We start from the raw sequence: 24,628 nt of genomic DNA on the forward strand, positions 1-24,628 counted from the left end.
CTGCCTCAGTCAGTTATTCAGGGCTTGCACGCGAACCCGTGCGGTGCCGCTGCCCAGCATACGCAGTTGCTCGGCAGCCTTGCGGGAAAGGTCGATCAAGCGCCCACGGGTATGCGGGCCGCGGTCATTGATGCGTACCACCACCGATCGGTCGTTGTCGAGATTGGTTACCTTGACCTGGGTGCCGAAGGGCAAGCGCCGATGGGCGGCGGTCAAAGCGTTCTGGTTGAAAGGTTCACCACTGGCGGTTCGCTTGCCATGGTGTTGGGCGCCGTAATAGGAAGCGGTGCCGGTTTCGTCGTAACCTTTGGGGTCGATGAGGCCGCTGGCGCAACCGGCCAGCAGGGAGGACAAGGCCAGGAGGCCGAGTAGACGCTTCATTGTCAGGAAATCCCCCACTTGAATGTGGGAGGGGGCTTGCTCCCGATAGTGGTTGATCAGCCGGCCGATATAGCGACTGGTACACCGCAATCGGGAGCAAGCCCCCTCCCACAAGGGGTCCGAGTTGGATATGAAATCCCATTCGGACCATTCACCGCTATCAGCCTTCGAGCTTGCTTTTCAGCAGTTCGTTCACCTGTTGCGGGTTGGCTTTGCCCTTGGACGCTTTCATCGCCTGGCCGACAAAGAAGCCGAACATCTTGCCGCGCTTGGCTTCATCGGCGGCGCGGTATTGCTCGACCTGCTCTGCATTCGCCGCGAGCATTTCATCGAGTACGGCCGAGATGGCGCCGCTGTCGGTGACTTGCTTGAGGCCGCGCTTGTCGATGATCTCGTCGGCGCTGCCTTCACCGCTGGCCATGGCTTCGAACACGGTCTTGGCGATCTTGCCGGAGATGGTGTTGTCCTTGATGCGCAGCAGCATGCCGCCCAATTGCTCGGCGCTGACCGGTGCCTCGTCGATTTCCAGGCCCTGTTTGTTCAACAGGCTGCCCAGCTCAACCATCACCCAGTTGGCCGCCAGCTTGGCGTCGCCGGCGATGCTCACGACTTTTTCAAAGTAGTTGGCTTGTTCACGGCTGGAGGCCAGCACGCTGGCATCGTAGATCGACAGGCCGAACTGCTCCTGGAAGCGCTCGCGTTTTTGCTGCGGCAATTCCGGCAGGGTGGCGCGGATATCATTGAGGAACGAATCCTCGAGCACCACCGGCAACAGGTCTGGGTCGGGGAAGTAACGGTAGTCGTTGGCTTCCTCTTTGCTGCGCATGGCGCGGGTTTCGTCTTTGTTCGGATCGTACAGGCGGGTTTGCTGGATCACTTTACCGCCGTCCTCGATCAGTTCGATCTGGCGACGCACTTCGCTGTTGATCGCCTTCTCGATGAAACGGAACGAGTTGACGTTCTTGATCTCGCAGCGGGTGCCGTACTCGGTTTGGCCCTTGGGACGGATCGACACATTGCAGTCGCAGCGCAGCGAACCTTCGGCCATGTTGCCGTCGCAGATGCCCAGGTAGCGCACCAGCGCGTGGATAGTCTTGACGTAGGCCACGGCTTCCTTGGCGCTGCGCATGTCCGGTTCGGAAACGATTTCCAGCAGCGGCGTGCCGGCACGGTTCAGGTCGATACCGGTAGCGCCCGGAAATTCTTCGTGCAGGCTCTTGCCGGCGTCTTCTTCCAGGTGCGCACGGGTTACGCCGACACGCTTGATGGTGCCGTCTTCCAGCGCGATGTCCAGGTGGCCCTTGCCGACAATCGGCAATTCCATCTGGCTGATCTGGTAGCCCTTGGGCAGGTCCGGGTAGAAGTAGTTCTTGCGTGCAAACACGTTGTGCTGGCCGATCTCGGCGTCAATTGCCAAGCCGAACATCACCGCCATGCGCACCGCTTCCTGGTTCAGCACTGGCAGCACGCCGGGCATGCCCAGATCTACCAGGCTGGCCTGGGTGTTGGGCTCGGAGCCGAACGTGGTGGCGCTACCGGAGAAAATCTTCGATTGGGTGGCGAGCTGGGTATGAATCTCCAGCCCGATCACAACTTCCCATTGCATAGTGTTCTCCTCAGAAGCCGGTAGGGGTGCGGGTGTGCCAGTCGGTGTTCAACTGGTACTGGTGCGCCACATTGAGCAGGCGGCCTTCCTGGAAATACGGGGCGAGCAATTGCACGCCAACCGGCAGGCCATCGACGAAACCGGCGGGCATGGACAAGCCCGGCAAGCCCGCGAGGTTGGCGGTGATGGTGTAGAGGTCTTCCAGGTACTCGGCGATCGGGTCGCCGGTCTTGGCGCCGATCTTCCAGGCCGGGTTCGGCGTGGTTGGGCCGAGGATCACGTCGACTTCTTCGAAGGCGGTCATGAAGTCGTTCTTGATCAAGCGACGGATTTTCTGCGCCTTGAGGTAGTACGCGTCGTAATAGCCAGCGGACAGGGCGTAGGCACCGACCATGATCCGGCGCTGGACTTCACTGCCGAAGCCTTCGCCACGGGAGCGTTTGTACAGGTCGGTCAGGTCTTTCGGGTTTTCGCAGCGATAGCCGAAGCGTACGCCGTCGAAACGCGACAGGTTGGAGGAGGCTTCTGCCGGAGCGATCACGTAGTACGCAGGAATCGCGTGCTGGTTGTTCGGCAGGCTGATTTCCTTGATCACGGCGCCCAGCTTTTCCAGCGCTTTAATGCTGTTTTGCACCAAGTCGGCGATACGCGGGTCGAGGCCGGCGCTGAAATACTCTTTTGGCACGCCGATGCGCAAGCCCTTGATCGACGTATTCAGGCTGGCGCTGTAGTCCGGAACCGGCTCATCGATGCTGGTGGAGTCCTGTGTATCGAAGCCTGCCATGCCTTGTAACAATATTGCGCAGTCTTCGGCAGTGCGTGCCAATGGGCCGCCCTGATCCAGGCTGGAGGCGTAGGCGATCATGCCCCAACGGGAAACACGACCGTAGGTCGGCTTCAGGCCGGTAAGGTTGGTGAAGGCGGCTGGCTGGCGGATTGAACCACCGGTGTCGGTGGCGGTGGCGGCCGGCAGGAAACGCGCGGCCACGGCGGCGGCCGAGCCACCGGACGAACCTCCGGGCACGTGTTCCAGGTTCCACGGGTTTTTTACCGCGCCGTAGTAGCTCGATTCGTTGGCCGAACCCATGGCGAATTCGTCCATGTTGGTCTTGCCCAGGGTCACGGCCCCGGCGGCAGCCAGCTTGGCCACTACGGTGGCGTCGTAGGGCGCCTTGAAGTTGTCGAGCATCTTCGAGCCGCAACTGGTGCGTATGCCCTGGGTGCAGAACAGGTCTTTGTGGGCAATCGGTGCGCCCAGCAGTGCGCCATTTTCACCGTTGGCGCGACGTGCGTCGGCGGCCCTGGCCTGGCTCAGGGCCAGCTCTTCGGTGAGGCTGATGAAGCTGTTGACCTTGGGATCGTGCTCGGCGATACGCGCCAGCAGGGTCTGGGTCAGCTCTTCGGAAGAAAACGTTTTGTCGGCGAGACCGCGGGCGATCTCGGCCAGAGTCATGTGATGCATGAAAGGCTCTTTCCCTTTAGTCGATGACTTTCGGAACCAGGTACAGGCCGTTTTCGACCGCTGGCGCGATGGACTGGTAGGCCTCGCGGTTATTTCGCTCGGTCACAACGTCTGCGCGCAGGCGCTGGCTGGCTTCCAGTGGGTGAGCCAGAGGCTCGATGCCGTCGGTATTCACGGCCTGCATTTGGTCAACGAGCCCGAGAATGCTGTTCAGGGCTGCGGTGGTCTGTGGAAGATCGGCATCATTGAGGCCAAGCGAGGCCAGATGCGCGATTTTTTCCACGTCGGAGCGTTCAAGCGCCATGGGATTCTCCAGTGGAAAACAGAACGGAGGGCGTCCGTGTGTTAGATTGTCGGAACACTACCGCATTTCTACGGTCATAAGGCCGCGATTGTGGGGGTTGGTGCACAGAAAGTCGGCCAATTTAGCACATTGGCGCCTTGCCCAAAATCCCTGTCGTTGTTAGAGTTTGCCGCACTTTTTTACCCACGCGTTGCCTAGGGTCCCTTTCCCATGTTCAAGAAACTGCGTGGCATGTTTTCCAGCGATCTTTCCATTGACCTGGGCACTGCCAACACCCTTATTTACGTGCGCGAGCGCGGTATCGTCCTGAATGAGCCATCGGTTGTGGCCATTCGGACCCATGGTAATCAGAAAAGTGTCGTTGCCGTTGGCACCGAGGCCAAGCGCATGCTCGGCCGTACACCAGGCAATATTGCTGCCATTCGTCCGATGAAGGATGGCGTGATCGCCGATTTCAGCGTCTGCGAGAAGATGCTGCAGTACTTCATCAACAAGGTTCACGAAAACAGTTTTCTGCAGCCCAGCCCTCGTGTGCTGATCTGCGTTCCGTGCAAGTCCACCCAGGTGGAGCGTCGTGCCATACGTGAGTCGGCCCTGGGTGCCGGTGCCCGCGAAGTGTTCCTGATCGAAGAGCCGATGGCGGCTGCGATCGGTGCCGGCCTGCCGGTGGAAGAAGCCCGCGGCTCGATGGTGGTGGATATCGGTGGTGGTACTACCGAAATCGCCCTGATTTCCCTGAACGGTGTGGTGTATGCCGAATCCGTGCGTGTAGGCGGCGACCGCTTCGACGAAGCGATCATCACGTATGTGCGTCGTAACTACGGCAGCCTGATCGGCGAATCCACCGCCGAGCGCATCAAGCAGGAAATCGGCACCGCTTACCCGGGCGGCGAAGTTCGCGAAGTCGATGTTCGCGGTCGCAACCTGGCCGAAGGCGTTCCACGTGCCTTCACCCTGAACTCCAATGAAGTGCTGGAGGCTCTGCAGGAGTCCCTGGCCACCATCGTTCAGGCCGTGAAGAGCGCCCTGGAGCAATCGCCGCCGGAGCTGGCTTCCGATATTGCCGAGCGTGGCCTGGTGCTGACCGGTGGTGGCGCCTTGCTGCGCGACCTCGACAAGTTGCTGGCCCAGGAAACCGGCCTGCCGGTGATCGTCGCCGAAGACCCGCTGACCTGCGTTGCCCGCGGCGGTGGTCGTGCACTGGAAATGATGGATAAACACACCATGGACCTGCTCTCCAGCGAATAAGATCGCCTGGATGGTTCGTGCTTGGTCGGCAGGCAGCACTTTGCAGTGCTGCCTGTTGGCGTTTATCTTCTTCAATCTGCATCCAGGCCGGTTTGATGCCGTATGAATAAAGAGAACATTTGCCTGGGAGGAGCGGCCTATTAAACCGCTTTTCGCCAAAGGCCCCTCATTGGGCGTGCGCTTATTGGTGCTGGTCGTGCTTTCGGTCGCGCTGATGGTGGTGGATGCCCGCTTTGCACTGCTCAAGCCTGTGCGTAGCCAGATGTCGCTGGTGTTGATGCAGACCTACTGGATCACCGACCTGCCGCAACGGCTCTACCAGGGCGTGGCCAGCCAATTCGGCAGCCGCACTGAGCTGGTCGCCGAGAACGAAAAACTCAAGACTGAAAACCTGCTGCTGCAGGGGCGCATGCAAAAGCTGGCGGCCCTCACCGAGCAGAACGTTCGGCTGCGCGAGTTGCTCAATTCTTCTGCGCTGGTCAACGAAAAGGTCGAAGTGGCCGAGTTGATCGGCATGGACCCCAACCCCTTTACACACCGCATCATCATCAACAAGGGTGAGCGTGACGGTGTGGTCCTTGGCCAGCCGGTGCTCGACGCCCGTGGCCTGATGGGCCAGGTAGTGGAGTTGATGCCCTACACCTCGCGGGTATTGCTGCTGACGGACACCACCCACAGTATTCCGGTGCAGGTGAATCGCAACGGCTTGCGCGCGATTGCCAGCGGTACCGGTAACCCTGAGCGGCTGGAACTGCGCCATGTGGCCGATACCGCTGATATCAAGGAAGGCGACCTGCTGGTCAGCTCCGGCCTGGGTCAGCGGTTCCCGGCGGGTTACCCGGTCGCGACGGTCAAGGAAGTGATCCACGACTCCGGCCAGCCGTTCGCCATTGTCCGTGCCGTGCCTACCGCCGCCTTGAACCGCAGCCGCTACCTATTGCTGGTGTTCAGCGACAACCGCACCCCGGAAGAGCGCGCCAACGACGCCGCCCAGGCCCAGGAAGCGGAAGATAAGCAGAATGGCACCGCGCCGGTCGTGCCGGCCACGGTGCCCAAACCCGCTTTCGTCGGTCCGCCTGCACCGGCGGCCGCACCGGCAGCGGCGGCGCCTGTGGCAACGCCGGCCAAACCGGCGGCGCACAACGCACGTCCAGCCAAGCCGGCTGTGGCCAAACCGCCGACCACGACGCCGACCGCCGCTCCGGCCACCACACGGCAGAGGGAGGAATAATGGCCGGTACTTATTCGCGCAATGGCTGGATCGTCTGGCTGACCTTCGCCATTGGTCTGTTGCTCAGCGTTTCGCCACTGCCGCAATTCATGGAAATCCTGCGCCCGCTCTGGCTGGCCCTGCTGTTGGCGTTCTGGTCGTTGAACCTGCCGCACAAAGTGGGCATGGTCACGGCAATGTGCCTGGGCTTGGCGGAAGATGTGCTCTATGGCACCTTGCTAGGCCAGAATGCGTTGATCCTGACCCTGATTACCTTCCTGGTGCTGTCGTTGCAGCAGCGCTTGCGCATGTTCCCGATGTGGCAGCAGTGCCTGGTGATCCTGGTGATCTTCGGCCTGGCGCAGTTGGTGCAGCTATGGCTCAGCGCCCTGACCGGTAATCGCCAGCCGACCCTGGCGTTAGTCTTGCCGGCTCTGGTCAGTGCATTGCTGTGGCCCTGGATCAGTTTTGGCCTGCGTGGGCTGCGTCGTCGCTATAAAATCAATTGAATGGTTGCGAGGCTCTGCCTGGTTATCGAACCCAACAGGGAGAGGCTGCAATGAATTCGCTTTATCTGGCCTCGGGCTCCCCGCGGCGACGCGAGCTGTTGACCCAGATCGGTGTGCCATTCACCGTGGTCAGCGCCGCTATTGATGGAACACCTCTTCCCCACGAACCTGCCGTTGCCTATGTCGAGCGCCTTGCGCGCGGCAAGGCGACCGCGGGTTTTGTTGCGCTTGGCCAGACCTCGGGCGCCTGCGTATTGGGTGCCGATACGGCCGTGATTGTCGATGGCCAGATTCTTGGCAAGCCCGTTGACCAGGCCGATGCGCTGGCGATGCTGATGGCCCTGTCCGGTCGAGAGCATGAAGTACTTACCGCCATCGCCCTTGCCGACGGCCAACGCTGTGAATGCCGACATGTCAGCAGTCGCGTACGTTTTCGCCAGGTTTCTGTCGAAGAGGCTACAACCTACTGGCACAGTGGCGAACCGCAGGACAAGGCTGGCGGCTATGCTATCCAGGGGCTGGGTTCGGTGTTCGTTGCGGGACTCAATGGCAGCTATTCCGCCGTGGTTGGCCTGCCCGTGTGCGAAACCGCGCAACTGCTAGCCCAATTCGGCATACCCTGTTGGCAAAACCTTACCGTGCGCTGAACGCCGTATTCCAGCGCCAAGCCTTGAGCGACCGGTCACTATTGTGAAAACGCCTGAACGAGACCCAGCCATGAGTGAAGAGATTCTGATCAATATCACGCCGATGGAATCGCGCGTGGCGGTGGTAGAGAACGGTGTTCTGCAAGAAGTGCATGTTGAGCGCACCCAGAAGCGCGGGATCGTCGGCAATATCTACAAAGGCAAGGTGGTGCGCGTATTGCCGGGCATGCAGGCGGCTTTTGTCGACATCGGCCTGGACCGTGCCGCGTTTATCCATGCTTCGGAAATTTCCCTGCGTGAGGGGCCTGCGGTGGAAAGCATCAGCGCTTTGGTGCACGAAGGGCAGAGCCTGGTGGTGCAAGTCACCAAGGACCCCATCGGTTCCAAGGGGGCACGCTTGACCACTCAGCTGTCGATCCCCTCGCGGTACCTGGTGTACATGCCGCGTACCCCCCATGTCGGCATTTCCCTGAAGATCGAAGACGAAGCCGAGCGCGAGCGCCTGAAAAAGGTGGTCAGCGACTGCGTGGCTGCCGAGGGTATCAAGGAGGCTGGCGGGTTTATCCTGCGTACCGCTGCGGAGGGCGCTGGTGCTGATGAAATCCTCATGGATATCCGCTACCTGCGGCGCCTATGGGACCAGATCGACGCACAGATCAAGACCATTGGCGCGCCCAGCGTCATCTATGAAGACCTGGGCCTGGCGCTGCGTACGCTGCGTGACCTGGTCAGCCCGAAGATTGAGAAAATTCGCATCGACTCGCGGGAAACCTTCCAGCGCACCACACAATTTGTTGCCGAGTTGATGCCGGAAATTGCCGATCGCCTGGAGCATTACCCCGGCGAGCGACCAATCTTCGACCTGTATGGCGTCGAAGACGAAATCCAGAAAGCCCTGGAGCGCAAGGTACCGCTCAAATCCGGCGGCTACCTGGTAGTGGATCCGGCGGAAGCCATGACCACCATCGACGTCAACACCGGTGCATTCGTGGGCCATCGCAACCTCGAAGAGACCATTTTCAAGACCAACCTTGAAGCCGCCACGGCAATCGCCCGCCAACTGCGCCTGCGCAACCTCGGCGGCATCATCATCATCGACTTCATCGACATGGAGGATGAAGATCACCAGCGCCAGGTCCTGCGTACCCTCGAGAAGCAGCTGGAGCGCGACCACGCCAAGACCAACATCATCGGTATCACCGAACTGGGCCTGGTGCAGATGACCCGCAAGCGCACCCGCGAAAGCCTGGAGCAAGTGCTGTGCGAGCCGTGCAGCAGTTGCCAGGGGCGCGGTAAATTGAAGACGCCGGAAACCGTTTGCTACGAGATTTTCCGCGAAATCCTGCGCGAGGCGCGCGCCTACCAGGCCGAAGGTTATAGAGTGCTTGCCAACCAGAAAGTGGTCGATCGGCTGCTGGACGAAGAATCCGGCAACGTCGCCGAGCTGGAAAGTTTTATCGGTCGCACGATTCGCTTCCAGGTCGAAACCATGTATTCCCAGGAACAATACGACGTGGTGCTGCTCTGATCCCCAATTGCTTGTTGTATTCGAGACCGGCAAACCTTGATCTGCCGTCCGCTAACTGTTTTTTGAGGGTCGCCTGACATGGAGCGTCTGATACGCTTTTTTGCCGCTTTGACCCGTTGGGGCCTGGGCCTGTGTGCGTTGTTGCTGGTATTGGCGGCAGTGTACGTGAGCCTGGGGCGTGAATTGACCCCATTGGTGGCCGAATACCGCGCTGAAATCGAAGCCAAGGCCCAGGCCGCTGTGGATACGCCCCTGCATATCGGTAGCCTTGAGGGCCGCTGGAGCGGGTTTGCCCCGGTATTGCTGGCTCACGACGTCATGGTCGGCGAGGGCAGCAGTGCCTTGCGCCTGGACCAGGTGGAAGTGGTGCCGGATATGTGGGCCAGCTTGATGGCCCGAGAAGTGCGCATCGCCCACCTGCAAGTCAGTGGCCTGCAACTGAGCGTCAAGGAGGACAAGGACGGCCGCTGGACGCTGCAAGGCTTGCCAGTTCAGGACGACCAACCGCTGGACCCGCAACAACTGCTGACGCGCATGCAAATGGTCAAGCGCGTATCGGTGCTGGACAGCCAGGTCACCTTGCAACCCTTCGACCAGGCGCCAGTGACCGTGACGTACGTGGGCTTGAGCCTGCACACCGGCATGAGCCAGCAGCGCCTGGATGCGCGCCTGACGTTGCCCGACGGCCAGCCGCTGGCGGTAAACCTGCGCAGCCGTATTCGCGCCAGCCAGTGGAAAGACGCTGAGTTCGACGCCTACTTGAGCCTACCGCAAAGCGACTGGGCCAAGTGGATTCCCGCCAGGCTGACCCAGCAATGGAAGCTCACGCAGTTCAAGGCCGGCGGCGAGTTTTGGCTCAGTTGGGCCAAAGGCACCGTGCAAAGCGCTGCGGTGCGCCTCAATTCCCCGCAAGTGAAGGGCAGCTACGCCGACCGCAAGCCCGTGCACCTGGAAAACCTGGCCCTGACCGCCTACCTGCAACGCAGTGACAGCGGTCTTAAGGTGCTGTTTGATTCGCTGGCGATGAACATCGGCGAAACCCGCTGGGAGTCTCGTCTGCAACTACAGCAAAGCCTGGCGACCGACAAGGATCAGGAAGTGTGGAAGCTGCAGGCCGATCGACTCGACCTGACGCCCATCACACCGCTGCTCAACGCCTTGGCGCCGCTGCCGGATGGTTTCGCCAAGGCCGTCGAGCACCTTAAGGCCACTGGCCTGCTGCGCAATGTGCTGGTGGACTTTCGGCCCCAGGACACTACCGACCAGAAAGTCAGTTTTGCCGCCAACCTTGAGCGTGTCGGTTTCGACGCGTATTTCGGCGCGCCGGCTGCGCGCAATGTGTCCGGGAGCATCAGTGGTGACCTCGGCCATGGCGAGCTGCGCATGGACAGCAAGGATTTTTCCCTGCATCTGTTCCCGATCTTCGCCAAGCCGTGGCAATACATTCAGGCCAATGCGCGCCTGACCTGGAAACTGGATAAACAAGGTTTCACCCTGATCGCCCCCTATATCAAGGTGCTGGGCGAAGAGGGCAAGGTGGCTGCGGACTTCCTGATCCGCCTGCATTTCGATCATAGCCAGGAAGACTACATGGACCTGCGGGTCGGCATGGTCGATGGCGATGGCCGTTTTACCCCCAAGTATTTGCCGGCCGTGCTGAGCCCCGCACTGGATGAATGGTTGCGCACGGCGATTCTCAAAGGCGCGGTGGATCAAGGTTTCTTCCAGTATCAAGGTTCCCTGAACCACGACGCGCTGCCGGCGTCGCGCAATATCAGCCTGTTCTTCAAGGTGCATGATGCCGAGCTGGCCTTCCAGCCGGGTTGGCCCCATGTGAACAAGGTCAATGGCGAAGTGTTTGTCGAGGAAAGCGGTGTGCGCATCCTGGCGAGCAAGGGGCAATTGCTCGACACCCAGGTCAAGGACGTCTACGTCAATATTCCCCACGCACCGGCCGGCAAGGACAGCCACCTGCTGCTCACCGGCGGGTTTTCCGGCGGCTTGGGCGATGGCCTGAAAATCCTTCAGGAAGCGCCCATCGGTACCGCGTCCACTTTCGCCGGCTGGAAAGGCGAGGGCGACCTGCAAGGTAGCCTGGACCTGGACGTTCCCCTGGCTAAAGGCACCGAGCCCAAGATCGTGGTGGACTTCAAGACCGACAAGGCACGCCTGCAATTGGCCGAACCGAGCCTGGACCTGAATCAGCTCAAGGGTGATTTCCGCTTTGACAGCGCCAAGGGCCTGAGTGGGCAGAACATCTCGGCCCAGGCGTTCGACCGGCCGATCACCGCGCAGATTTTTGCCGAGGGCAGGCCGGGCAACATCAGCACCCGCGTGACTGCCAAAGGCCAGGTCACGGTCAAGCGCCTCACGGATTGGTTGAACGTCAGCCAGCCGCTGCCGGTGTCCGGCGATATCCCGTATCAGTTGCAAGTCATCCTGGACGGTGCGGACAGTCAACTGATGGTCAACTCCAACCTCAAAGGTGTCACGGTGGACCTGCCCGCGCCGTTTGGCATGCCGGCCAGCCAGGGGCGTGACAGCACCTACCGCATGACCTTGCAGGGCGCGGAGCGCCGTTACTGGTTTGATTACGGTGAGCTGGCAAACTTCACCTTTGCTGCGCCGCCGGACAAGTTCAATGATGGCCGCGGCGAGCTGTTTCTTGGCGATGGTGACGCCCTGCTGCCTGGTGCAAAGGGCTTGCGCATTCGTGGCGTGCTGTCGGAGCTGGATATCGACCCCTGGAAAAAACTCGTGGACCGCTACGCGGGCAATGACCCGGGCGGCAATGCCAAGCAACTGCTCAGTGGTGCGGATTTCAAAGTGGGCAAGCTGACCGGGTTTGGTACCCAGTTTGACCAGGTCAGCTTGCAGTTGAATCGCAAACCCGCTGCCTGGGGCCTGCAATTGGACAGCCAGCAAGCCAAGGGCACGGTGAATCTGCCGGACGCCAAGGGCGCGCCGATAGCCGTCAACCTCAAGTATGTGAAGCTACCCGCGGTGGACCCGTCGGTGCAGGCAGATGAAAACGCGCCGGACCCGCTGGCCGATATCGACCCTAAAAGCATTCCGGCGCTGGATATCGCTGTAGATCAACTGTTCCAGGGGCCGGACCTGATAGGCGCGTGGTCGCTGAGGATCCGTCCGACCGCCAAGGGCCTGGCCTTCAACAACCTCGACCTGGGCCTCAAGGGCCTGCAGCTCAAGGGCGCCGGCGGTTGGGAAGGTGCGCCGGGCGCCAGCAGCAGCTGGTACAAGGGCCGCCTGGACGGCAAGAACATTGCCGACGTGCTCAAGGGTTGGGGCTTTGCGCCTACGGTGACCAGCGAAGATTTCCACCTGGACGTGGATGGCCGTTGGCCGGGCTCGCCAGCCTGGGTCGGACCCAAGCGTTTCTCCGGCAGCCTGGATGCGGCATTCCGTAAAGGTCAGTTCGTCGAAGTGGAGGGCGGCGCCCAGGCGTTGCGGGTGTTTGGCCTGCTCAACTTCAACTCCATTGGCCGGCGTTTGCGTTTGGACTTTTCCGACCTGCTGGGCAAGGGCTTGAGCTATGACCGGGTCAAGGGCTTGCTGGCCGCCAGTAATGGGGTGTTCGTGACCCGTGAGCCGATCACCATGACCGGGCCCTCCACCAATCTGGAACTCAACGGTACCCTGGACCTGGTGGCTGATCGCGTCGACGCCAAGTTGCTGGTCACGTTGCCTGTGACCAACAACCTGCCGATCGCAGCGCTGATCGTCGGTGCTCCTGCCATTGGTGGTGCGCTGTTCCTGATCGATAAACTGATCGGTGACCGGGTTTCACGCTTCGCCAGTGTGCAATACAAGGTCCAAGGCCCCTGGAAGGATCCGAAAATCACCTTCGACAAGCCATTTGAAAAGCCAAACTGAGAGCCTGTGGAGTAGCATGGCCCGATGCCCTGTATGGAGTGTCGGCCCATGTCCTTTGCGGTAATTCAAATGGTCAGCCAGAGTGACGTGCTGGCTAATCTCAGCCAGGCACGCCGCCTGCTGGAACAAGCGGCGGCGGGTGGCGCGAAACTCGTGGTCCTGCCAGAGAACTTCGCCGCCATGGGGCGCCGTGACGTGGCCGATATCGGCCGCGCCGAGGCATCGGGTGAAGGTCCGATCCTGCCATGGTTGAAACGGGCCGCCCGCGACCTCACCTTATGGATAGTGGCCGGCACGTTGCCGTTGCCACCCAGGGACCAACCGAACGCCAAGTCCAACGCTTGCTCGCTGCTGATCAATAATCAGGGTGAAATCGTCGCTCGCTACGACAAACTCCACCTGTTTGATGTGGACGTAGCGGATGCTCGTGGTCGTTATCGCGAATCTGACGACTATGCTTTCGGAAGCAATGTGGTGGTGGCGGATACGCCAGTGGGCCGCTTGGGACTGACAGTGTGCTACGACTTGCGTTTCCCCGAGCTGTACAGCGAACTGCGCGCGGCGGGGGCTGAATTGATTACCGCGCCCTCGGCCTTTACGGCGGTGACCGGGGCCGCCCATTGGGATGTGCTGATTCGGGCGCGGGCCATCGAAACCCAGTGCTACCTGCTGGCGGCCGCTCAAGGTGGCGTGCACCCAGGCCCACGGGAAACCCATGGCCACGCGGCGATTGTCGACCCCTGGGGTCGGGTGCTGGCACAACAGGATCAAGGCGAAGCGGTGTTACTGGCCGAACGCGATAGCAGTGAACAGGCGTCGATACGGGCGCGCATGCCGGTGGTCAACCATCGGCGCTTTTTCTCGCAGGGCGCGCAGCGGCCTGCTTCAGAACGATGAATTTAAGGCCAAACCTATGAGCGAGTTGTTGTCCTCAGTCAGTGAACACCTCCTGGCACCCGGTGGCGTGACCATCGAAAATCTGCAAACCGTGCTGGGCGATCTGGCAGGGCCAGGTATCGACGCGGCCGACCTGTATTTCCAGGGGCAGATTTCCGAGTCCTGGGCGCTGGAAGATGGCATCGTCAAGGAAGGCAGTTTCAACCTTGACCAAGGCGTAGGCGTGCGTGCGCAATCCGGTGAAAAAACCGGCTTTGCCTACAGCAATGCGATCACCTTGGAAGCCCTGGGCCTGGCGTCGCGTGCTGCACGCTCGATTTCCCGTGCCGGCCAGAACGGTACCGTGCAGGCATTCAGCACCCAGGACGTGGCGCAGTTGTATGCGCCGGATAACCCGCTGGAAGTGATCAGCCGTGCCGAAAAGGTCGAGCTGCTCAAGCGTGTCGACGCGGCTACCCGCGCCCTGGACCCGCGTATCCAGCAAGTGACCGTGAGCATGGCCGGCGTGTGGGAGCGCATCCTCGTTGCCTCAACCGATGGCGGGCTGGCGGCGGATGTGCGGCCGCTGGTGCGTTTCAATGTGAGTGTGATCGTTGAGCAGAACGGTCGCCGCGAGCGCGGTGGCCATGGCGGCGGCGGGCGCACTGACTATCGTTATTTCCTCGCTGACGACCGTGCCATGGGCTATGCCCGTGAGGCGTTGCGCCAGGCGTTGGTCAACCTGGAAGCGATCCCGGCGCCGGCCGGTACATTGCCGGTGGTGCTGGGCTCGGGTTGGTCCGGCGTGTTGCTCCACGAAGCCGTGGGCCATGGTCTGGAAGGCGACTTCAACCGCAAGGGCAGTTCTGCCTACAGTGGGCGTATGGGTGAGATGGTTGCGTCGAAGCTATGCACCATTGTCGATGACGGCACCTTGGCCGGTCGCCGTGGCTCGTTGAGCATCGATGACGAAGGCACGCCGACCGAGTGCACCACCCTGATCGAAAACGGCGTGCTCAAGGGCTATATGCAAGACAAGCTCAATGCCCGCCTGATGGGCGTGGCGCGTACCGGTAACGGCCGTCGTGAATCCTACGCGCACCTGCCGATGCCGCGTATGACCAACACCTACATGCTCGGTGGCGAAAGCGATCCGGCGGAAATCATTGCCTCGGTGAAGCGCGGCATCTACTGCGCCAACCTCGGCGGTGGCCAGGTGGACATCACCAGTGGCAAGTTCGTGTTCTCCACCAGCGAGGCGTACCTGATCGAAGACGGCAAGATTACCGCGCCGGTCAAAGGGGCGACGTTGATTGGTAACGGGCCGGAAGCCATGAGCAAGGTGTCGATGGTCGGTAACGACCTGTCGCTGGACAGCGGTGTAGGCACGTGCGGGAAGGATGGGCAGTCGGTGCCGGTCGGCGTAGGCCAGCCAACCCTGAAAATTGATGCGATCACCGTGGGTGGCACGGGGTCGTAGGGCCGGGAGCTTCGGGTGGCGAAGACCGCCACCCGGGGAAGAGGATCAGCGCAGACCGCGTTGAGTCTCGTCCAGCTCACGGATGTACTTGAAGATTTTACGGCTGGTGGCCGGCGCTTTGTTATGCGCCAGTTCGTGCTGGGCCTGACGGATCAGGGAGCGCAGTTGCTGGCGGTCCGCATCCGGGTAGTCCATCACGAATTTCTCCAGCACGGCGTCATCGCCCGCGATCAGGCGGTCACGCCAACGTTCCAGGTTATGGAAGCGTTCGTTGTACTGGCGCGTGGAGGCATCGGTTTGATCAAGCAAGGCCAGAATGGCGTCAGTGTCCTGATCGCGCATCAGTTTGCCGATAAACATGATGTGCCTTTTACGCGCGATATTCGCGCTGTGCTTGGGCGCATCTGCCAGGGCCCGGCGCATTTCGTCGGTCAGTGGCAGTTTTGCAATCAAGTCGGGCTTGAGCGTTGTAAGGCGCTCGCCGAGGTCAACCAGCGCATGCAGCTCGCGTTTGACCTGGGTTTTGCTTTTCTCCCCATCGAGGGAGTCGTCGTAAGAATCAACCATGGTGGCAGTCCGCAAAGAAACGCCGCCATGATAACCAGTCGGGGGCCGCTTGTCCGGCCCGGTCGCTCGATGGCCTTAACCGAAAGCAGAATTTGAGTGGAGAAAACCATGAGTGCAGCCCAAAGCGTCGGTCCGCAAGCGTTACCGGCACTGCAGGAACAAGTCGAGCAGATCCTTGCCGAGGCCAAGCGCCAGGGAGCCAGTGCCTGTGAAGTGGCGGTGTCGCTGGAGCAGGGCCTGTCGACTTCGGTGCGTCAGCGGGAAGTGGAAACGGTTGAATTCAATCGCGACCAGGGGTTCGGTATCACCTTGTACGCAGGCCAGCGCAAGGGCTCGGCCAGCACCTCGGCCAGTGGTCCGGAGGCCATTCGCGAGACCGTAGCCGCAGCATTGGCGATTGCCAAGCACACTTCCGAAGATGAAAGTTCGGGGCTGGCCGACAAGGCACTGATGGCCAGGGAAGTACAGGACTTCGATTTGTTCCATGCCTGGGACATCACCCCTGAGCAAGCCATCGAGCAAGCGCTGATCTGCGAAGCGGCGGCCTTCGATGCCGACTCCCGGATCAAGAATGCTGACGGCACCACGCTGAGCACCCACCAGGGTTGTCGCGTATACGGCAACAGCAATGGTTTTATCGGCGGCTCTGCGTCCACGCGTCACAGCCTCAGTTGCGTGATGATCGCCGAGGCGAATGGCCAGATGCAGCGTGATTACTGGTATGACGTGAATCGCCAGGGCGATTTGTTGGCCGACCCCGTGAGCATTGGCCAGCGTGCCGCGCAACGAGCCGCCAGCCGCCTGGGCGCACGCCCGGTGCCAACATGCGAAGTGCCGGTGCTGTTTTCCGCAGAGTTGGCCGGTGGTTTGTTCGGCAGCTTCCTGGGGGCGATTTCCGGTGGCAACCTGTACCGCAAATCTTCGTTCCTTGAAGGCGCAATCGGCCAGAAGCTGTTTCCTGAGTGGCTGACCATTGACGAGCGCCCGCACCTGATGCGTGCCATGGGCAGTTCGTCGTTTGACGGCGATGGCCTGGCGACCTATGCCAAGCCGTTTGTCGAGAAGGGCGAGTTGGTCTCCTATGTATTGGGCACTTATGCAGGTCGCAAGCTTGGCCTGCCAAGTACCGCCAACTCCGGCGGCGTGCACAACCTGTTCGTGACCCATGGCGATGAAGACCAGGCTGCGTTGTTGCGGCGTATGGGACGTGGGTTGCTGGTGACTGAATTGATGGGCCATGGCCTGAATATGGTCACGGGTGATTACTCCCGTGGCGCGGCGGGATTCTGGGTGGAAAACGGCGAAATTCAATTCGCCGTCCAGGAAGTGACGATCGCCGGCAATATGCGCGATATGTTCAAGCAGATCGTTGCCGTGGGTAATGACTTGGAGCTGCGCAGTAACATCCGTACAGGTTCCGTGCTTATCGAGCGGATGACTGTCGCTGGTAGCTAACCTCTCCAGCACTCAATAAAAGGCGCGCCATCCTCAGGATGGCGCGCCTTTTTTTATGGCCATGTCACAGGCGGATTAACTCTGCGCACTTGTTTTGATTCTCAATATCATTTAATAATAAATATCATTACCGAATGAGTATGGATCATGAGTTCTGTCCTGCATGAGGATCCTTACCTGGAGAGCTGGCGTTGGATGAGTCGCCAGATTCGCTGCGGCCTCGATCCCAATGAGCCGCGCCTCATCGAGCATTACCTCAATGAAGGTCGATACCTGGCATGTTGTACCGCGACCCATCCGTGGACGATCGCCGAAACTTCATTCCGCTTGCTGATCGACACCGCCAGCGATATCGCGCTGCCCTGGCATTGGCGTTCGATGTGCCTGGATCAAGCCTGGCGACCATTACGCGACCTGGAAAAACTTTCCCACTGTGCCTGCCGCCTCAAGCGCTGGCAGACCTTTGCCTGGCAATTGGCGACCTGCCAATTGCTGCCATCAATTTCTCACTCCGACTTGGTGCAAGGATCTTCCGATGAGTAACACCCGTATCGAACGTGACAGCATGGGCGAGCTGCAAGTCCCCGCAGACGCTTTGTATGGCGCGCAAACCCAGCGTGCGGTGAACAACTTCCCGATCAGCAGCCAACGCATGCCGGCGCAATTCATTCGCGCCCTGATCCTGGCCAAGACCGCCGCCGCCAGGGTCAACATTGAGCTCAAGCAAATCAGCGAAGGGCAGGGCAAAGCCATCGTCGATGCCGCCCAAGGCCTGCTGGAAGGCGACTACATGCAGCACTTCCCGGTGGACATCTTCCAGACCGGCTCCGGCACCAGCTCCAATATGAATGCCAACGAAGTGATTGCGACCCTTGCCAGCCGTTTGCTCGGCGAGGCCGTCAATCCCAACGATCACGTCAATTGCGGCCAAAGCAGCAATGACATCATCCCCACCACCATTCATGTCAGCGCCGCGTTGGTACTGCATGAGCAAACGCTGCCGGCGCTGTTGCACCTGGTGCAGGTGATCGAGCGGAAGGCCGAAGAGGTGCACCCATTCATCAAGACCGGCCGTACGCACCTGATGGACGCCATGCCGGTGCGTATGAGCCAGGTGTTGAATGGCTGGGCGCAGCAGCTCAAGGCCAATATCGGGCATCTGCAAGATTTGCTTCCGGCCTTGCAGGCACTGGCCCAGGGCGGCACGGCGGTTGGCACCGGGATCAACGCGCATCCCGAGTTTGCCGGGCGTTTCAGCCAGCAACTGAGCAGCTTGACCGGGGTGAAGTTCACCCCAGGCAGCAATCTGTTTGCGCTGATTGGCTCCCAGGACACTGCCGTCGCAGTCTCCGGCCAGTTGAAAGCCACCGCGGTGTCGCTGATGAAGATCGCCAACGACCTGCGCTGGATGAACTCCGGCCCACTCGCCGGCCTCGGTGAAATCGAGTTGGAAGGCTTGCAACCGGGCTCGTCGATCATGCCGGGCAAGGTCAATCCGGTGATCCCGGAAGCCACGGCCATGGTGGCCGCGCAGGTCATCGGCAATGACACGGTGATCACCGTGGCCGGTCAATCAGGCAACTTCGAGTTGAACGTGATGCTGCCGATCATCGCCCAGAACCTGCTCAGTAGCCTTGAATTGCTCGCCAACTCGAGCCGTTTGCTGGCGGACAAGGCGATTGCCAGCTTCAAGGTTAACGAAGCCAAGCTCAAGGAAGCGCTCTCGCGCAACCCGATCCTGGTCACCGCACTTAACCCGATCATTGGTTACCAAAAGGCCGCTGAAATCGCCAAGAAGGCTTATCAGCAAGGCCGCCCGGTAATCGATGTCGCCCTCGAGCACACCGACCTGCCGCGCAGCCAACTGGAAGTCCTGCTGGACCCGGAAAAGCTCACGGCAGGCGGCGTGTAATCAACGACCCTGCTTTGGAGGCTCACCATGGAGCACTGGAAACGCACGATCGAACGGGCCAATCGCTGCTTTATGGCGGGTGAGCTGGTTGACGCCCGCGAGGCCTATTTGCAAGCCCTGGCCCTGGCGCAAGTGTTGTTCGAGCGCTGGGCGGATGCCGACGAAGCAGTGGCGGCTTGTGTCATTTCCCATCACAACCTGGCGGACCTGCACTTGCGTCTGAACCAGCCTGAGGAAAGCGCGGAATACCTCTGCGCCATCCACCAGTGCCTGCTGCAGACCATGCAGGACCCGCGCCTAAGCCCGCAACTGCGCGAGGCGGCGTTGCGTCAGAGCAGCAAGACCTATGTTGAGTTGTTGAACTTCATCAGCGATCACGGCGAGTACCCGCGCACCCATCGCTTGCTGGGCGCTGCGGCGCCGCAATCGACCACGTCTCAATACGGAGCACATTGATATGACCTACACCTTGCCGGCTTTGCCTTACGCTTACGACGCCCTTGAGCCGCATATCGATGCGCAAACCATGGAGATTCACTACACCAAGCACCATCAGACCTATATCAACAACCTCAATGCTGCGGTAGAGGGCACTGAGTTCGCCGGTTGGCCGGTGGAAAAACTGGTTTCCAGCGTCCAGCAACTGCCGGAAAAGCTACGTGCTGCGGTGATCAACCAAGGCGGCGGGCACGCGAACCATTCATTGTTCTGGGCCGTCATGTCGCCCAAAGGCGGCGGTAAGCCGGAAGGAGCGCTGGGCGAGGCCATCGATGCGCAACTGGGCGGTTATGACAGTTTCAAGGAAGCTTTCACCAAGGCCGCGTTGACCCGTTTCGGCAGCGGCTGGGCCTGGCTGAGCGTCACCCCGCAAAAAACACTGGTTGTGGAAAGCAGCGGCAACCAGGACAGCCCACTGATGAGCGGTAACACGCCTATCCTCGGCCTGGACGTCTGGGAGCACGCTTATTACCTGCTGTACCAGAACCGCCGTCCCGAATACATCAATGCCTTCTACAGTGTCATCAACTGGCCGGAAGTCGCTGCACGCTACCAGGCCGCCTTGGCCTGATATTCCTCTATAACAAGATCTAAGGCCGACTATGGGCACTGAAACACTGGCGATCAGTAGCGTGCGAATGTTTCGTTATGCGTTTGGTTCGCTGCTGCTATTGGCAGGTACTGCGTTGCTGGTGGCCCATGGGCTGGCCTGGTTGAACCTTGAGCCACGCATTCTGCGCGCTTTGCAGGGCGGTGCGATCTGCGCGCTCGGCACGGCGCTGGGCGCCGTGCCGGTCTTGGTGATCCGGCGGATGCCGATAGCGTTGAGCGATACCTTGTTGGGCTTCGGCGGTGGTGTGATGCTGGCGGCGACCGCCTTTTCGCTGGTCGTGCCAGGTATTACCGCGGCTGAAAGCCTGGGTCTTTCGCCCTGGGGCGCGGGGGGGCTGATCAGCTTCGGCATCATGCTGGGGGCGTTCGGTCTGTACCTTGTGGACCGCAAGGTCTCCGGTGCCAGCCCGGAAATGTTGGTGGGTACGCCGGATAAACCCGTAATCCCACCACGTATTTGGCTATTTGTGTTTGCCATCATCGCTCACAACATTCCTGAAGGGATGGCCGTAGGCGTCTCCGCAGGTGGCGGTATGCCGGATGCTGACAGCCTGGCCATGGGCATTGCCTTGCAGGACGTACCAGAGGGCCTGGTGATTGCGTTGGTGCTGGCTGGGGCGGGGATGTCGCGGGTCAAAGCGTTCTTGATCGGCGCTGCGTCAGGCTTGGTCGAGCCAGTATTTGCGGTGCTTTGTGCGTGGTTGGTGAGTCTGGCTGAAGTTCTATTGCCCTTGGGCCTGGCGCTGGCGGCTGGCGCAATGCTGTTGGTGGTCACTCACGAAGTGATCCCCGAGTCGCGCCGAAATGGTCACGAAAAGCTCGCCAGCCTGGGACTGTGTATCGGGTTTTGCCTGATGATGGTGATGGATACGGCGCTGGGATGAAGCTCATTCCTACACCAGCGGTTATTCACCTTCGTCGAAGTAGTTATTGATCAGCGCAACCAATGCGTCCATCGCCTCTTGCTCTTGTTCACCTTCGGTCTTCAGGTGAATCGTGGTGCCTTTGCCCGCCGCCAGCATCATCATCGCCATGATGCTTTTGCCGTCGACCATGGATTCCGGTGTACGCCCAGCCCGGATCTGGCAAGGGAACTGCCCGGCCACGCCGACGAATTTGGCCGAGGCGCGGGCGTGCAGGCCCAGCTTGTTGATGATTTCAATTTCCAGAGCGGGCATCGCGCAGGTGTTCCTTCAGCTAAGGTCGCGGTGGCGGACCTGGACGTTCTTGAGGGTTTGTTGCAGCACCTGGCCCAGCCGCTCAGTCAAATAGACGGAGCGGTGGTGGCCACCGGTGCAGCCAATGGCAATGGTGACATAGGCCCGATTGCTCGCGGCAAAACGTGGCAACCATTTGAGCAGGTAGCTGGAGATGTCCTGGAACATCTCTTCCACATCCGCTTGTGCAGCCAGGTAGTCGACCACTGGTTGGTCCAGGCCGGACTGATCGCGCAACTCCGGCTTCCAATAGGGGTTGGGCAGGCAGCGCACGTCGAACACCAGGTCGGCATCTACCGGCATGCCACGCTTGAAGCCAAATGACTCGACCAGAAACGCCGTCCCAGGCTCTGGCTGGTTCAACAGGCGCAGCTTGATCGCATCGCGCAGTTGATACAGGTTCAGATTGGTGGTGTTGATTTTCAGGTCGGCCAAATCAATGATCGGCCCCAGCAGTTTGGTTTCGTCCTCGATGGCTTCGGCGAGGGAGCGGTTGGCGCTGCTGAGTGGGTGACGCCGACGGGTTTCGGAGAAACGCTTGAGCAGGGTTTCTTCGTCGGCATCCAAATACAGCACATCGCAATGAATGTGCTTGGCGCGCACTTCTTCGAGCAGTTCCGGGAACCGCGAGAGGTGGCTGGGCAGGTTGCGGGCATCGATAGACACGGCAACCAGCGGTTGTGCCAATTCGGTGTGGATCAGGGCACGCTCCGCCAGTTCGGGCAGCAGGCCGGCGGGTAGGTTGTCGATGCAATAGAAACCGTTGTCCTCAAGAACGTTGAGGGCAGTGCTTTTACCTGAGCCGGAACGGCCGCTGACGATGATCAAACGCATGATTACTGCCCGCTTTGTTCATCCAGGACGACCTGATAGAGCGCCTCATTACTCTCGGCGCTGCGCAGCTTTTCGCGTACTTCCTTGCGGTCGAGCATGCTGGCGATCTGCCGGAGCAGTTCCAGGTGCGCATCGGTGGCGGCTTGCGGGACCAGCAGGACGAACAGCAGGTCGACCGGGGCACCGTCGATGGCGTCGAAATCAATAGGTTTTTCAAGGTGCAGCAGCGCACTGACAGGTGTTTCGCAACCTTGCAGGCGGCAGTGAGGAATGGCAATGCCGTTGCCAAAACCGGTCGAACCGAGTTTTTCACGGGCAATCAGAGCCTCGTACACATCTTGCATCTCCAGTTCAGGCACTTGGCTGCTGATCAGGTTGGCAATTTGCTCGAGGGCTTTCTTCTTGCTGCCACCCGGCGCGTTCACAAGTGAACGGCCGGGGGTCAGGATGGTTTCAAGTCGGATCATGGGGGGAGAGTTAACGACCTGTACCTTGCATCAGGTGCAGATTCTTTTCCTTATGCTTTATGAGTTGGCGGTCGAGCTTGTCGTAGAGCGAGTCAATCGCTGCGTACATGTCTTCATGTTCCGCATTGGCGACGAGCTTGGCATTCGGTACGTGCAGGGTGGCCTCGATTTTCTGCTTGAGCTTATCGACCTCCATGATGACCTGCACGTTGGTGATCTTGTCAAAATGCCCCGCAAGCTTGTTCAGCTTGCTCTCGGTGTACTCACGCAGGGGTTTGGTGACTTCCAGCTGGTGTCCACTGATGTTGACTTGCATACAGCTTCTCCTTCGTTGCCAGTGCATAAAGCGGCAGGCAAGACGCCTGCCACTGGAACGCTGTGGCCTGCCCGTCACATCAAACGCTTACGCTCGCTGGAAGGCGCGATCCCGAGGGACTCGCGGTACTTGGCGACGGTTCGACGGGCGACCTGAATGCCTTGTGCTTCCAGTAAACCAGCGATCTTGCTGTCACTCAACGGCTTTTTCTGATTTTCCGCGGCAACCAGTTTTTTGATGATCGCGCGGATCGCCGTGGACGAGCATTCGCCGCCTTCCGAGGTGCTGACGTGGCTGGAGAAAAAGTATTTCAGCTCATAAATACCCCGTGGGGTATGCATGAATTTCTGCGTGGTCACCCGGGAAATTGTCGACTCATGCATACCGACTGCTTCGGCGATGTCATGCAGTACCAGTGGTTTCATCGCTTCATCGCCGTACTCCAGGAAGCCACGTTGGTGCTCGACGATCTGGGTAGCCACTTTCATCAGCGTTTCGTTGCGGCTTTGCAGGCTCTTGATGAACCAGCGCGCTTCCTGCAACTGGTTGCGCATGAAGGTGTTGTCGGCACTGGTATCGGCGCGGCGCACAAAACCGGCGTATTGCGGATTGACGCGCAGGCGTGGCATCGATTCCTGGTTCAACTCCACCAACCAGCGTTCGTTGTCTTTGCGCACGATAACGTCGGGGACCACGTATTCGGCTTCGCTGGACTCGATCTGCGAACCCGGACGCGGGTTGAGGCTCTGCACCAGCTCGATGACCTGGCGCAAGTCGTCTTCCTTGAGCTTCATGCGGCGCATCAGTTGGCTGTAGTCGCGACTGCCCAATAGGTCGATGTAATCGTTGACCAGGCGTTGGGCTTCGATAAGCCACGGTGTCTTGGCCGGCAGTTGGCGCAGTTGCAGCAGCAGGCACTCACCCAGTGTGCGGGCGCCAATCCCGGCGGGCTCGAACTGCTGGATGCGGTGCAGGACGGCTTCGATTTCGTCCAGTTCGATATCCAGTTCCGGGTCGAAGGCTTCAAGGATCTCGTCGAGTGTTTCGTCCAGGTAACCCTGGTTGTTGATGCAATCGATCAGGGTCACTGCGATCAGGCGATCGGTGTCTGACATGGGCGCCAGGTTCAGTTGCCACAACAAGTGGCTCTGCAGGTTCTCACCCGTGGAGGTGCGGGTGGTGAAGTCCCACTCGTCATCATCATTGCTTGGCAGGCTGCTGGCGCTGGTCTGGTACACGTCCTCCCATGCTGTGTCCACGGGGAGTTCGTTGGGAATGCGATCGTTCCATTCGCCGTCTTCCAGGTTGTCCACCGTAGGGGCGGTTTCCTGATAGGAGGGTTCCTGCACGTCGGGGTTAGGTTTTTGCTCGATGTTGTCAGCCAGCGGGTCTGCATTATCGAAGTCGTCGCCTTCTTCCTGGCGTTCGAGCATCGGATTGGACTCCAGGGCCTCCTGGATTTCCTGTTGCAGGTCCAGGGTCGACAATTGGAGCAGGCGGATGGCCTGTTGCAGCTGAGGTGTCATCGTCAGCTGCTGGCCCATTCTCAGGACTAGCGATGGTTTCATGGCAGGGGCTTAACACCTTATTCGCCGGCGCAATGCG

The 24,628-nt window shown here is 60.2% G+C and carries 24 protein-coding genes; 14 read left to right on the forward strand and 10 right to left on the reverse strand.

Features of this window, described 5'->3' with window-relative positions:
* Positions 1–9: 9 nt before the first annotated feature.
* The 4 genes from FRT59_RS00980 to gatC all read right to left on the reverse strand — a co-directional run bounded on the left by FRT59_RS00980 (position 10) and on the right by gatC (position 3,753).
* Entirely contained in the window at positions 10–381 is a 372-nt protein-coding gene (locus FRT59_RS00980; protein WP_153838896.1) for a septal ring lytic transglycosylase RlpA family protein, read from the reverse strand.
* Positions 382–541: 160 nt separating this feature from the next.
* Positions 542–1,987 carry an Asp-tRNA(Asn)/Glu-tRNA(Gln) amidotransferase subunit GatB gene (gene gatB / locus FRT59_RS00985; protein ID WP_034118101.1) on the reverse strand — a complete coding sequence of 482 codons (1,446 nt, stop codon included), beginning with the start codon at positions 1,985–1,987 and terminating at the stop codon, positions 542–544.
* A 10-nt stretch (positions 1,988–1,997) separates the two neighbouring features.
* A complete protein-coding gene (gatA, locus tag FRT59_RS00990) occupies positions 1,998–3,449 on the reverse strand; it encodes an Asp-tRNA(Asn)/Glu-tRNA(Gln) amidotransferase subunit GatA (RefSeq protein ID WP_153870180.1) in 1,452 nt (483 codons plus the stop codon).
* Positions 3,450–3,465: 16 nt separating this feature from the next.
* Entirely contained in the window at positions 3,466–3,753 is a 288-nt protein-coding gene (gene gatC / locus FRT59_RS00995) for an Asp-tRNA(Asn)/Glu-tRNA(Gln) amidotransferase subunit GatC (RefSeq protein WP_003188556.1), read from the reverse strand.
* A gap of 210 nt (positions 3,754–3,963) precedes the next feature.
* Between gatC and mreB the strand changes: the two genes are divergently transcribed.
* The 8 genes from mreB (at position 3,964) to tldD (ending at position 15,145) form a co-directional block, all read left to right on the forward strand.
* Complete coding sequence (mreB, locus tag FRT59_RS01000; RefSeq protein ID WP_002555108.1) at positions 3,964–5,001, forward strand: rod shape-determining protein MreB; 1,038 nt, start codon at positions 3,964–3,966, stop codon at positions 4,999–5,001.
* Between the two features lie 139 nt (positions 5,002–5,140).
* Complete coding sequence (gene mreC / locus FRT59_RS01005) at positions 5,141–6,232, forward strand: rod shape-determining protein MreC (protein WP_198809599.1); 1,092 nt, start codon at positions 5,141–5,143, stop codon at positions 6,230–6,232.
* Complete coding sequence (mreD, locus tag FRT59_RS01010) at positions 6,232–6,720, forward strand: rod shape-determining protein MreD (RefSeq protein ID WP_153870182.1); 489 nt, start codon at positions 6,232–6,234, stop codon at positions 6,718–6,720. The genes mreC and mreD overlap by 1 nt, the downstream gene beginning before the upstream one ends.
* Positions 6,721–6,770: 50 nt before the next feature.
* Positions 6,771–7,367: a Maf family protein gene (locus FRT59_RS01015; protein WP_153870183.1), complete on the forward strand. Its 597-nt coding sequence runs from the start codon at positions 6,771–6,773 to the stop codon at positions 7,365–7,367.
* 70 nt (positions 7,368–7,437) lie between these two features.
* Positions 7,438–8,895 carry a ribonuclease G gene (gene rng, locus FRT59_RS01020; protein WP_034118106.1) on the forward strand — a complete coding sequence of 486 codons (1,458 nt, stop codon included), beginning with the start codon at positions 7,438–7,440 and terminating at the stop codon, positions 8,893–8,895.
* Between the two features lie 78 nt (positions 8,896–8,973).
* Entirely contained in the window at positions 8,974–12,789 is a 3,816-nt protein-coding gene (locus FRT59_RS01025; RefSeq protein WP_153870184.1) for a YhdP family protein, read from the forward strand.
* Between the two features lie 48 nt (positions 12,790–12,837).
* Positions 12,838–13,686: a carbon-nitrogen hydrolase family protein gene (locus FRT59_RS01030; protein WP_153870185.1), complete on the forward strand. Its 849-nt coding sequence runs from the start codon at positions 12,838–12,840 to the stop codon at positions 13,684–13,686.
* 16 nt (positions 13,687–13,702) lie between these two features.
* Complete coding sequence (gene tldD, locus FRT59_RS01035) at positions 13,703–15,145, forward strand: metalloprotease TldD (protein WP_034118109.1); 1,443 nt, start codon at positions 13,703–13,705, stop codon at positions 15,143–15,145.
* Positions 15,146–15,190: 45 nt separating this feature from the next.
* Here the strand turns inward: tldD and yjgA are convergent, their stop codons facing one another.
* A complete protein-coding gene (gene yjgA / locus FRT59_RS01040) occupies positions 15,191–15,712 on the reverse strand; it encodes a ribosome biogenesis factor YjgA (protein ID WP_034118110.1) in 522 nt (173 codons plus the stop codon).
* Between the two features lie 108 nt (positions 15,713–15,820).
* Between yjgA and pmbA the strand changes: the two genes are divergently transcribed.
* The 6 genes from pmbA to FRT59_RS01070 all read left to right on the forward strand — a co-directional run bounded on the left by pmbA (position 15,821) and on the right by FRT59_RS01070 (position 21,073).
* Positions 15,821–17,167, forward strand: coding sequence for a metalloprotease PmbA (gene pmbA / locus FRT59_RS01045; protein WP_153870186.1), 1,347 nt, complete (start codon positions 15,821–15,823; stop codon positions 17,165–17,167).
* Positions 17,168–17,314: 147 nt separating this feature from the next.
* A complete protein-coding gene (locus FRT59_RS01050; protein ID WP_034118112.1) occupies positions 17,315–17,710 on the forward strand; it encodes a hypothetical protein in 396 nt (131 codons plus the stop codon).
* The gene (locus tag FRT59_RS01055) at positions 17,703–19,079 is read left to right on the forward strand and encodes a class II fumarate hydratase (RefSeq protein WP_153870187.1); all 1,377 of its coding nucleotides are present in this window, start codon (positions 17,703–17,705) and stop codon (positions 19,077–19,079) included. Before FRT59_RS01050 ends, FRT59_RS01055 begins: the two co-directional genes overlap by 8 nt.
* Before the next feature lie 27 nt (positions 19,080–19,106).
* Entirely contained in the window at positions 19,107–19,535 is a 429-nt protein-coding gene (locus FRT59_RS01060) for a hypothetical protein (protein ID WP_153870188.1), read from the forward strand.
* Position 19,536: 1 nt separating this feature from the next.
* Complete coding sequence (locus FRT59_RS01065) at positions 19,537–20,148, forward strand: superoxide dismutase (protein WP_034118115.1); 612 nt, start codon at positions 19,537–19,539, stop codon at positions 20,146–20,148.
* Between the two features lie 31 nt (positions 20,149–20,179).
* Positions 20,180–21,073, forward strand: a complete 894-nt coding sequence (locus tag FRT59_RS01070) for a ZIP family metal transporter (protein ID WP_153870189.1) — start codon at positions 20,180–20,182, stop codon at positions 21,071–21,073.
* A gap of 21 nt (positions 21,074–21,094) precedes the next feature.
* Here the strand turns inward: FRT59_RS01070 and FRT59_RS01075 are convergent, their stop codons facing one another.
* From FRT59_RS01075 to FRT59_RS01095, 5 genes are all read right to left on the reverse strand, one after another.
* Positions 21,095–21,367, reverse strand: a complete 273-nt coding sequence (locus FRT59_RS01075) for an HPr family phosphocarrier protein (protein WP_034118117.1) — start codon at positions 21,365–21,367, stop codon at positions 21,095–21,097.
* Positions 21,368–21,382: 15 nt separating this feature from the next.
* Positions 21,383–22,240, reverse strand: a complete 858-nt coding sequence (rapZ, locus tag FRT59_RS01080) for an RNase adapter RapZ (protein ID WP_153870190.1) — start codon at positions 22,238–22,240, stop codon at positions 21,383–21,385.
* A gap of 2 nt (positions 22,241–22,242) precedes the next feature.
* Positions 22,243–22,707 carry a PTS IIA-like nitrogen regulatory protein PtsN gene (gene ptsN, locus FRT59_RS01085; RefSeq protein WP_034118118.1) on the reverse strand — a complete coding sequence of 155 codons (465 nt, stop codon included), beginning with the start codon at positions 22,705–22,707 and terminating at the stop codon, positions 22,243–22,245.
* A gap of 10 nt (positions 22,708–22,717) precedes the next feature.
* Positions 22,718–23,023, reverse strand: a complete 306-nt coding sequence (gene hpf, locus FRT59_RS01090) for a ribosome hibernation-promoting factor, HPF/YfiA family (protein ID WP_003171804.1) — start codon at positions 23,021–23,023, stop codon at positions 22,718–22,720.
* 74 nt (positions 23,024–23,097) lie between these two features.
* Positions 23,098–24,591, reverse strand: coding sequence for an RNA polymerase factor sigma-54 (locus FRT59_RS01095; RefSeq protein ID WP_153870191.1), 1,494 nt, complete (start codon positions 24,589–24,591; stop codon positions 23,098–23,100).
* Positions 24,592–24,628: the final 37 nt, after the last annotated feature.

It is taken from the genome of Pseudomonas haemolytica (assembly GCF_009659625.1).
Classification (GTDB): Bacteria; Pseudomonadota; Gammaproteobacteria; order Pseudomonadales; family Pseudomonadaceae; genus Aquipseudomonas; species Aquipseudomonas haemolytica.

Coding starts and splice junctions, on each gene's coding strand:
- FRT59_RS00980 (WP_153838896.1), bottom strand. CDS start 381: ATGAAGCGTCTACTCGGCCTCCTGGCCTTGTCCTCCCTGCTGGCCGGT.
- gatB (WP_034118101.1), bottom strand. CDS start 1,987: ATGCAATGGGAAGTTGTGATCGGGCTGGAGATTCATACCCAGCTCGCC.
- gatA (WP_153870180.1), bottom strand. CDS start 3,449: ATGCATCACATGACTCTGGCCGAGATCGCCCGCGGTCTCGCCGACAAA.
- gatC (WP_003188556.1), bottom strand. CDS start 3,753: ATGGCGCTTGAACGCTCCGACGTGGAAAAAATCGCGCATCTGGCCTCG.
- mreB (WP_002555108.1), top strand. CDS start 3,964: ATGTTCAAGAAACTGCGTGGCATGTTTTCCAGCGATCTTTCCATTGAC.
- mreD (WP_153870182.1), top strand. CDS start 6,232: ATGGCCGGTACTTATTCGCGCAATGGCTGGATCGTCTGGCTGACCTTC.
- FRT59_RS01015 (WP_153870183.1), top strand. CDS start 6,771: ATGAATTCGCTTTATCTGGCCTCGGGCTCCCCGCGGCGACGCGAGCTG.
- rng (WP_034118106.1), top strand. CDS start 7,438: ATGAGTGAAGAGATTCTGATCAATATCACGCCGATGGAATCGCGCGTG.
- FRT59_RS01025 (WP_153870184.1), top strand. CDS start 8,974: ATGGAGCGTCTGATACGCTTTTTTGCCGCTTTGACCCGTTGGGGCCTG.
- FRT59_RS01030 (WP_153870185.1), top strand. CDS start 12,838: ATGTCCTTTGCGGTAATTCAAATGGTCAGCCAGAGTGACGTGCTGGCT.
- tldD (WP_034118109.1), top strand. CDS start 13,703: ATGAGCGAGTTGTTGTCCTCAGTCAGTGAACACCTCCTGGCACCCGGT.
- yjgA (WP_034118110.1), bottom strand. CDS start 15,712: ATGGTTGATTCTTACGACGACTCCCTCGATGGGGAGAAAAGCAAAACC.
- pmbA (WP_153870186.1), top strand. CDS start 15,821: ATGAGTGCAGCCCAAAGCGTCGGTCCGCAAGCGTTACCGGCACTGCAG.
- FRT59_RS01050 (WP_034118112.1), top strand. CDS start 17,315: ATGAGTTCTGTCCTGCATGAGGATCCTTACCTGGAGAGCTGGCGTTGG.
- FRT59_RS01055 (WP_153870187.1), top strand. CDS start 17,703: ATGAGTAACACCCGTATCGAACGTGACAGCATGGGCGAGCTGCAAGTC.
- FRT59_RS01060 (WP_153870188.1), top strand. CDS start 19,107: ATGGAGCACTGGAAACGCACGATCGAACGGGCCAATCGCTGCTTTATG.
- FRT59_RS01065 (WP_034118115.1), top strand. CDS start 19,537: ATGACCTACACCTTGCCGGCTTTGCCTTACGCTTACGACGCCCTTGAG.
- FRT59_RS01070 (WP_153870189.1), top strand. CDS start 20,180: ATGGGCACTGAAACACTGGCGATCAGTAGCGTGCGAATGTTTCGTTAT.
- FRT59_RS01075 (WP_034118117.1), bottom strand. CDS start 21,367: ATGCCCGCTCTGGAAATTGAAATCATCAACAAGCTGGGCCTGCACGCC.
- rapZ (WP_153870190.1), bottom strand. CDS start 22,240: ATGCGTTTGATCATCGTCAGCGGCCGTTCCGGCTCAGGTAAAAGCACT.
- ptsN (WP_034118118.1), bottom strand. CDS start 22,707: ATGATCCGACTTGAAACCATCCTGACCCCCGGCCGTTCACTTGTGAAC.
- hpf (WP_003171804.1), bottom strand. CDS start 23,023: ATGCAAGTCAACATCAGTGGACACCAGCTGGAAGTCACCAAACCCCTG.
- FRT59_RS01095 (WP_153870191.1), bottom strand. CDS start 24,591: ATGAAACCATCGCTAGTCCTGAGAATGGGCCAGCAGCTGACGATGACA.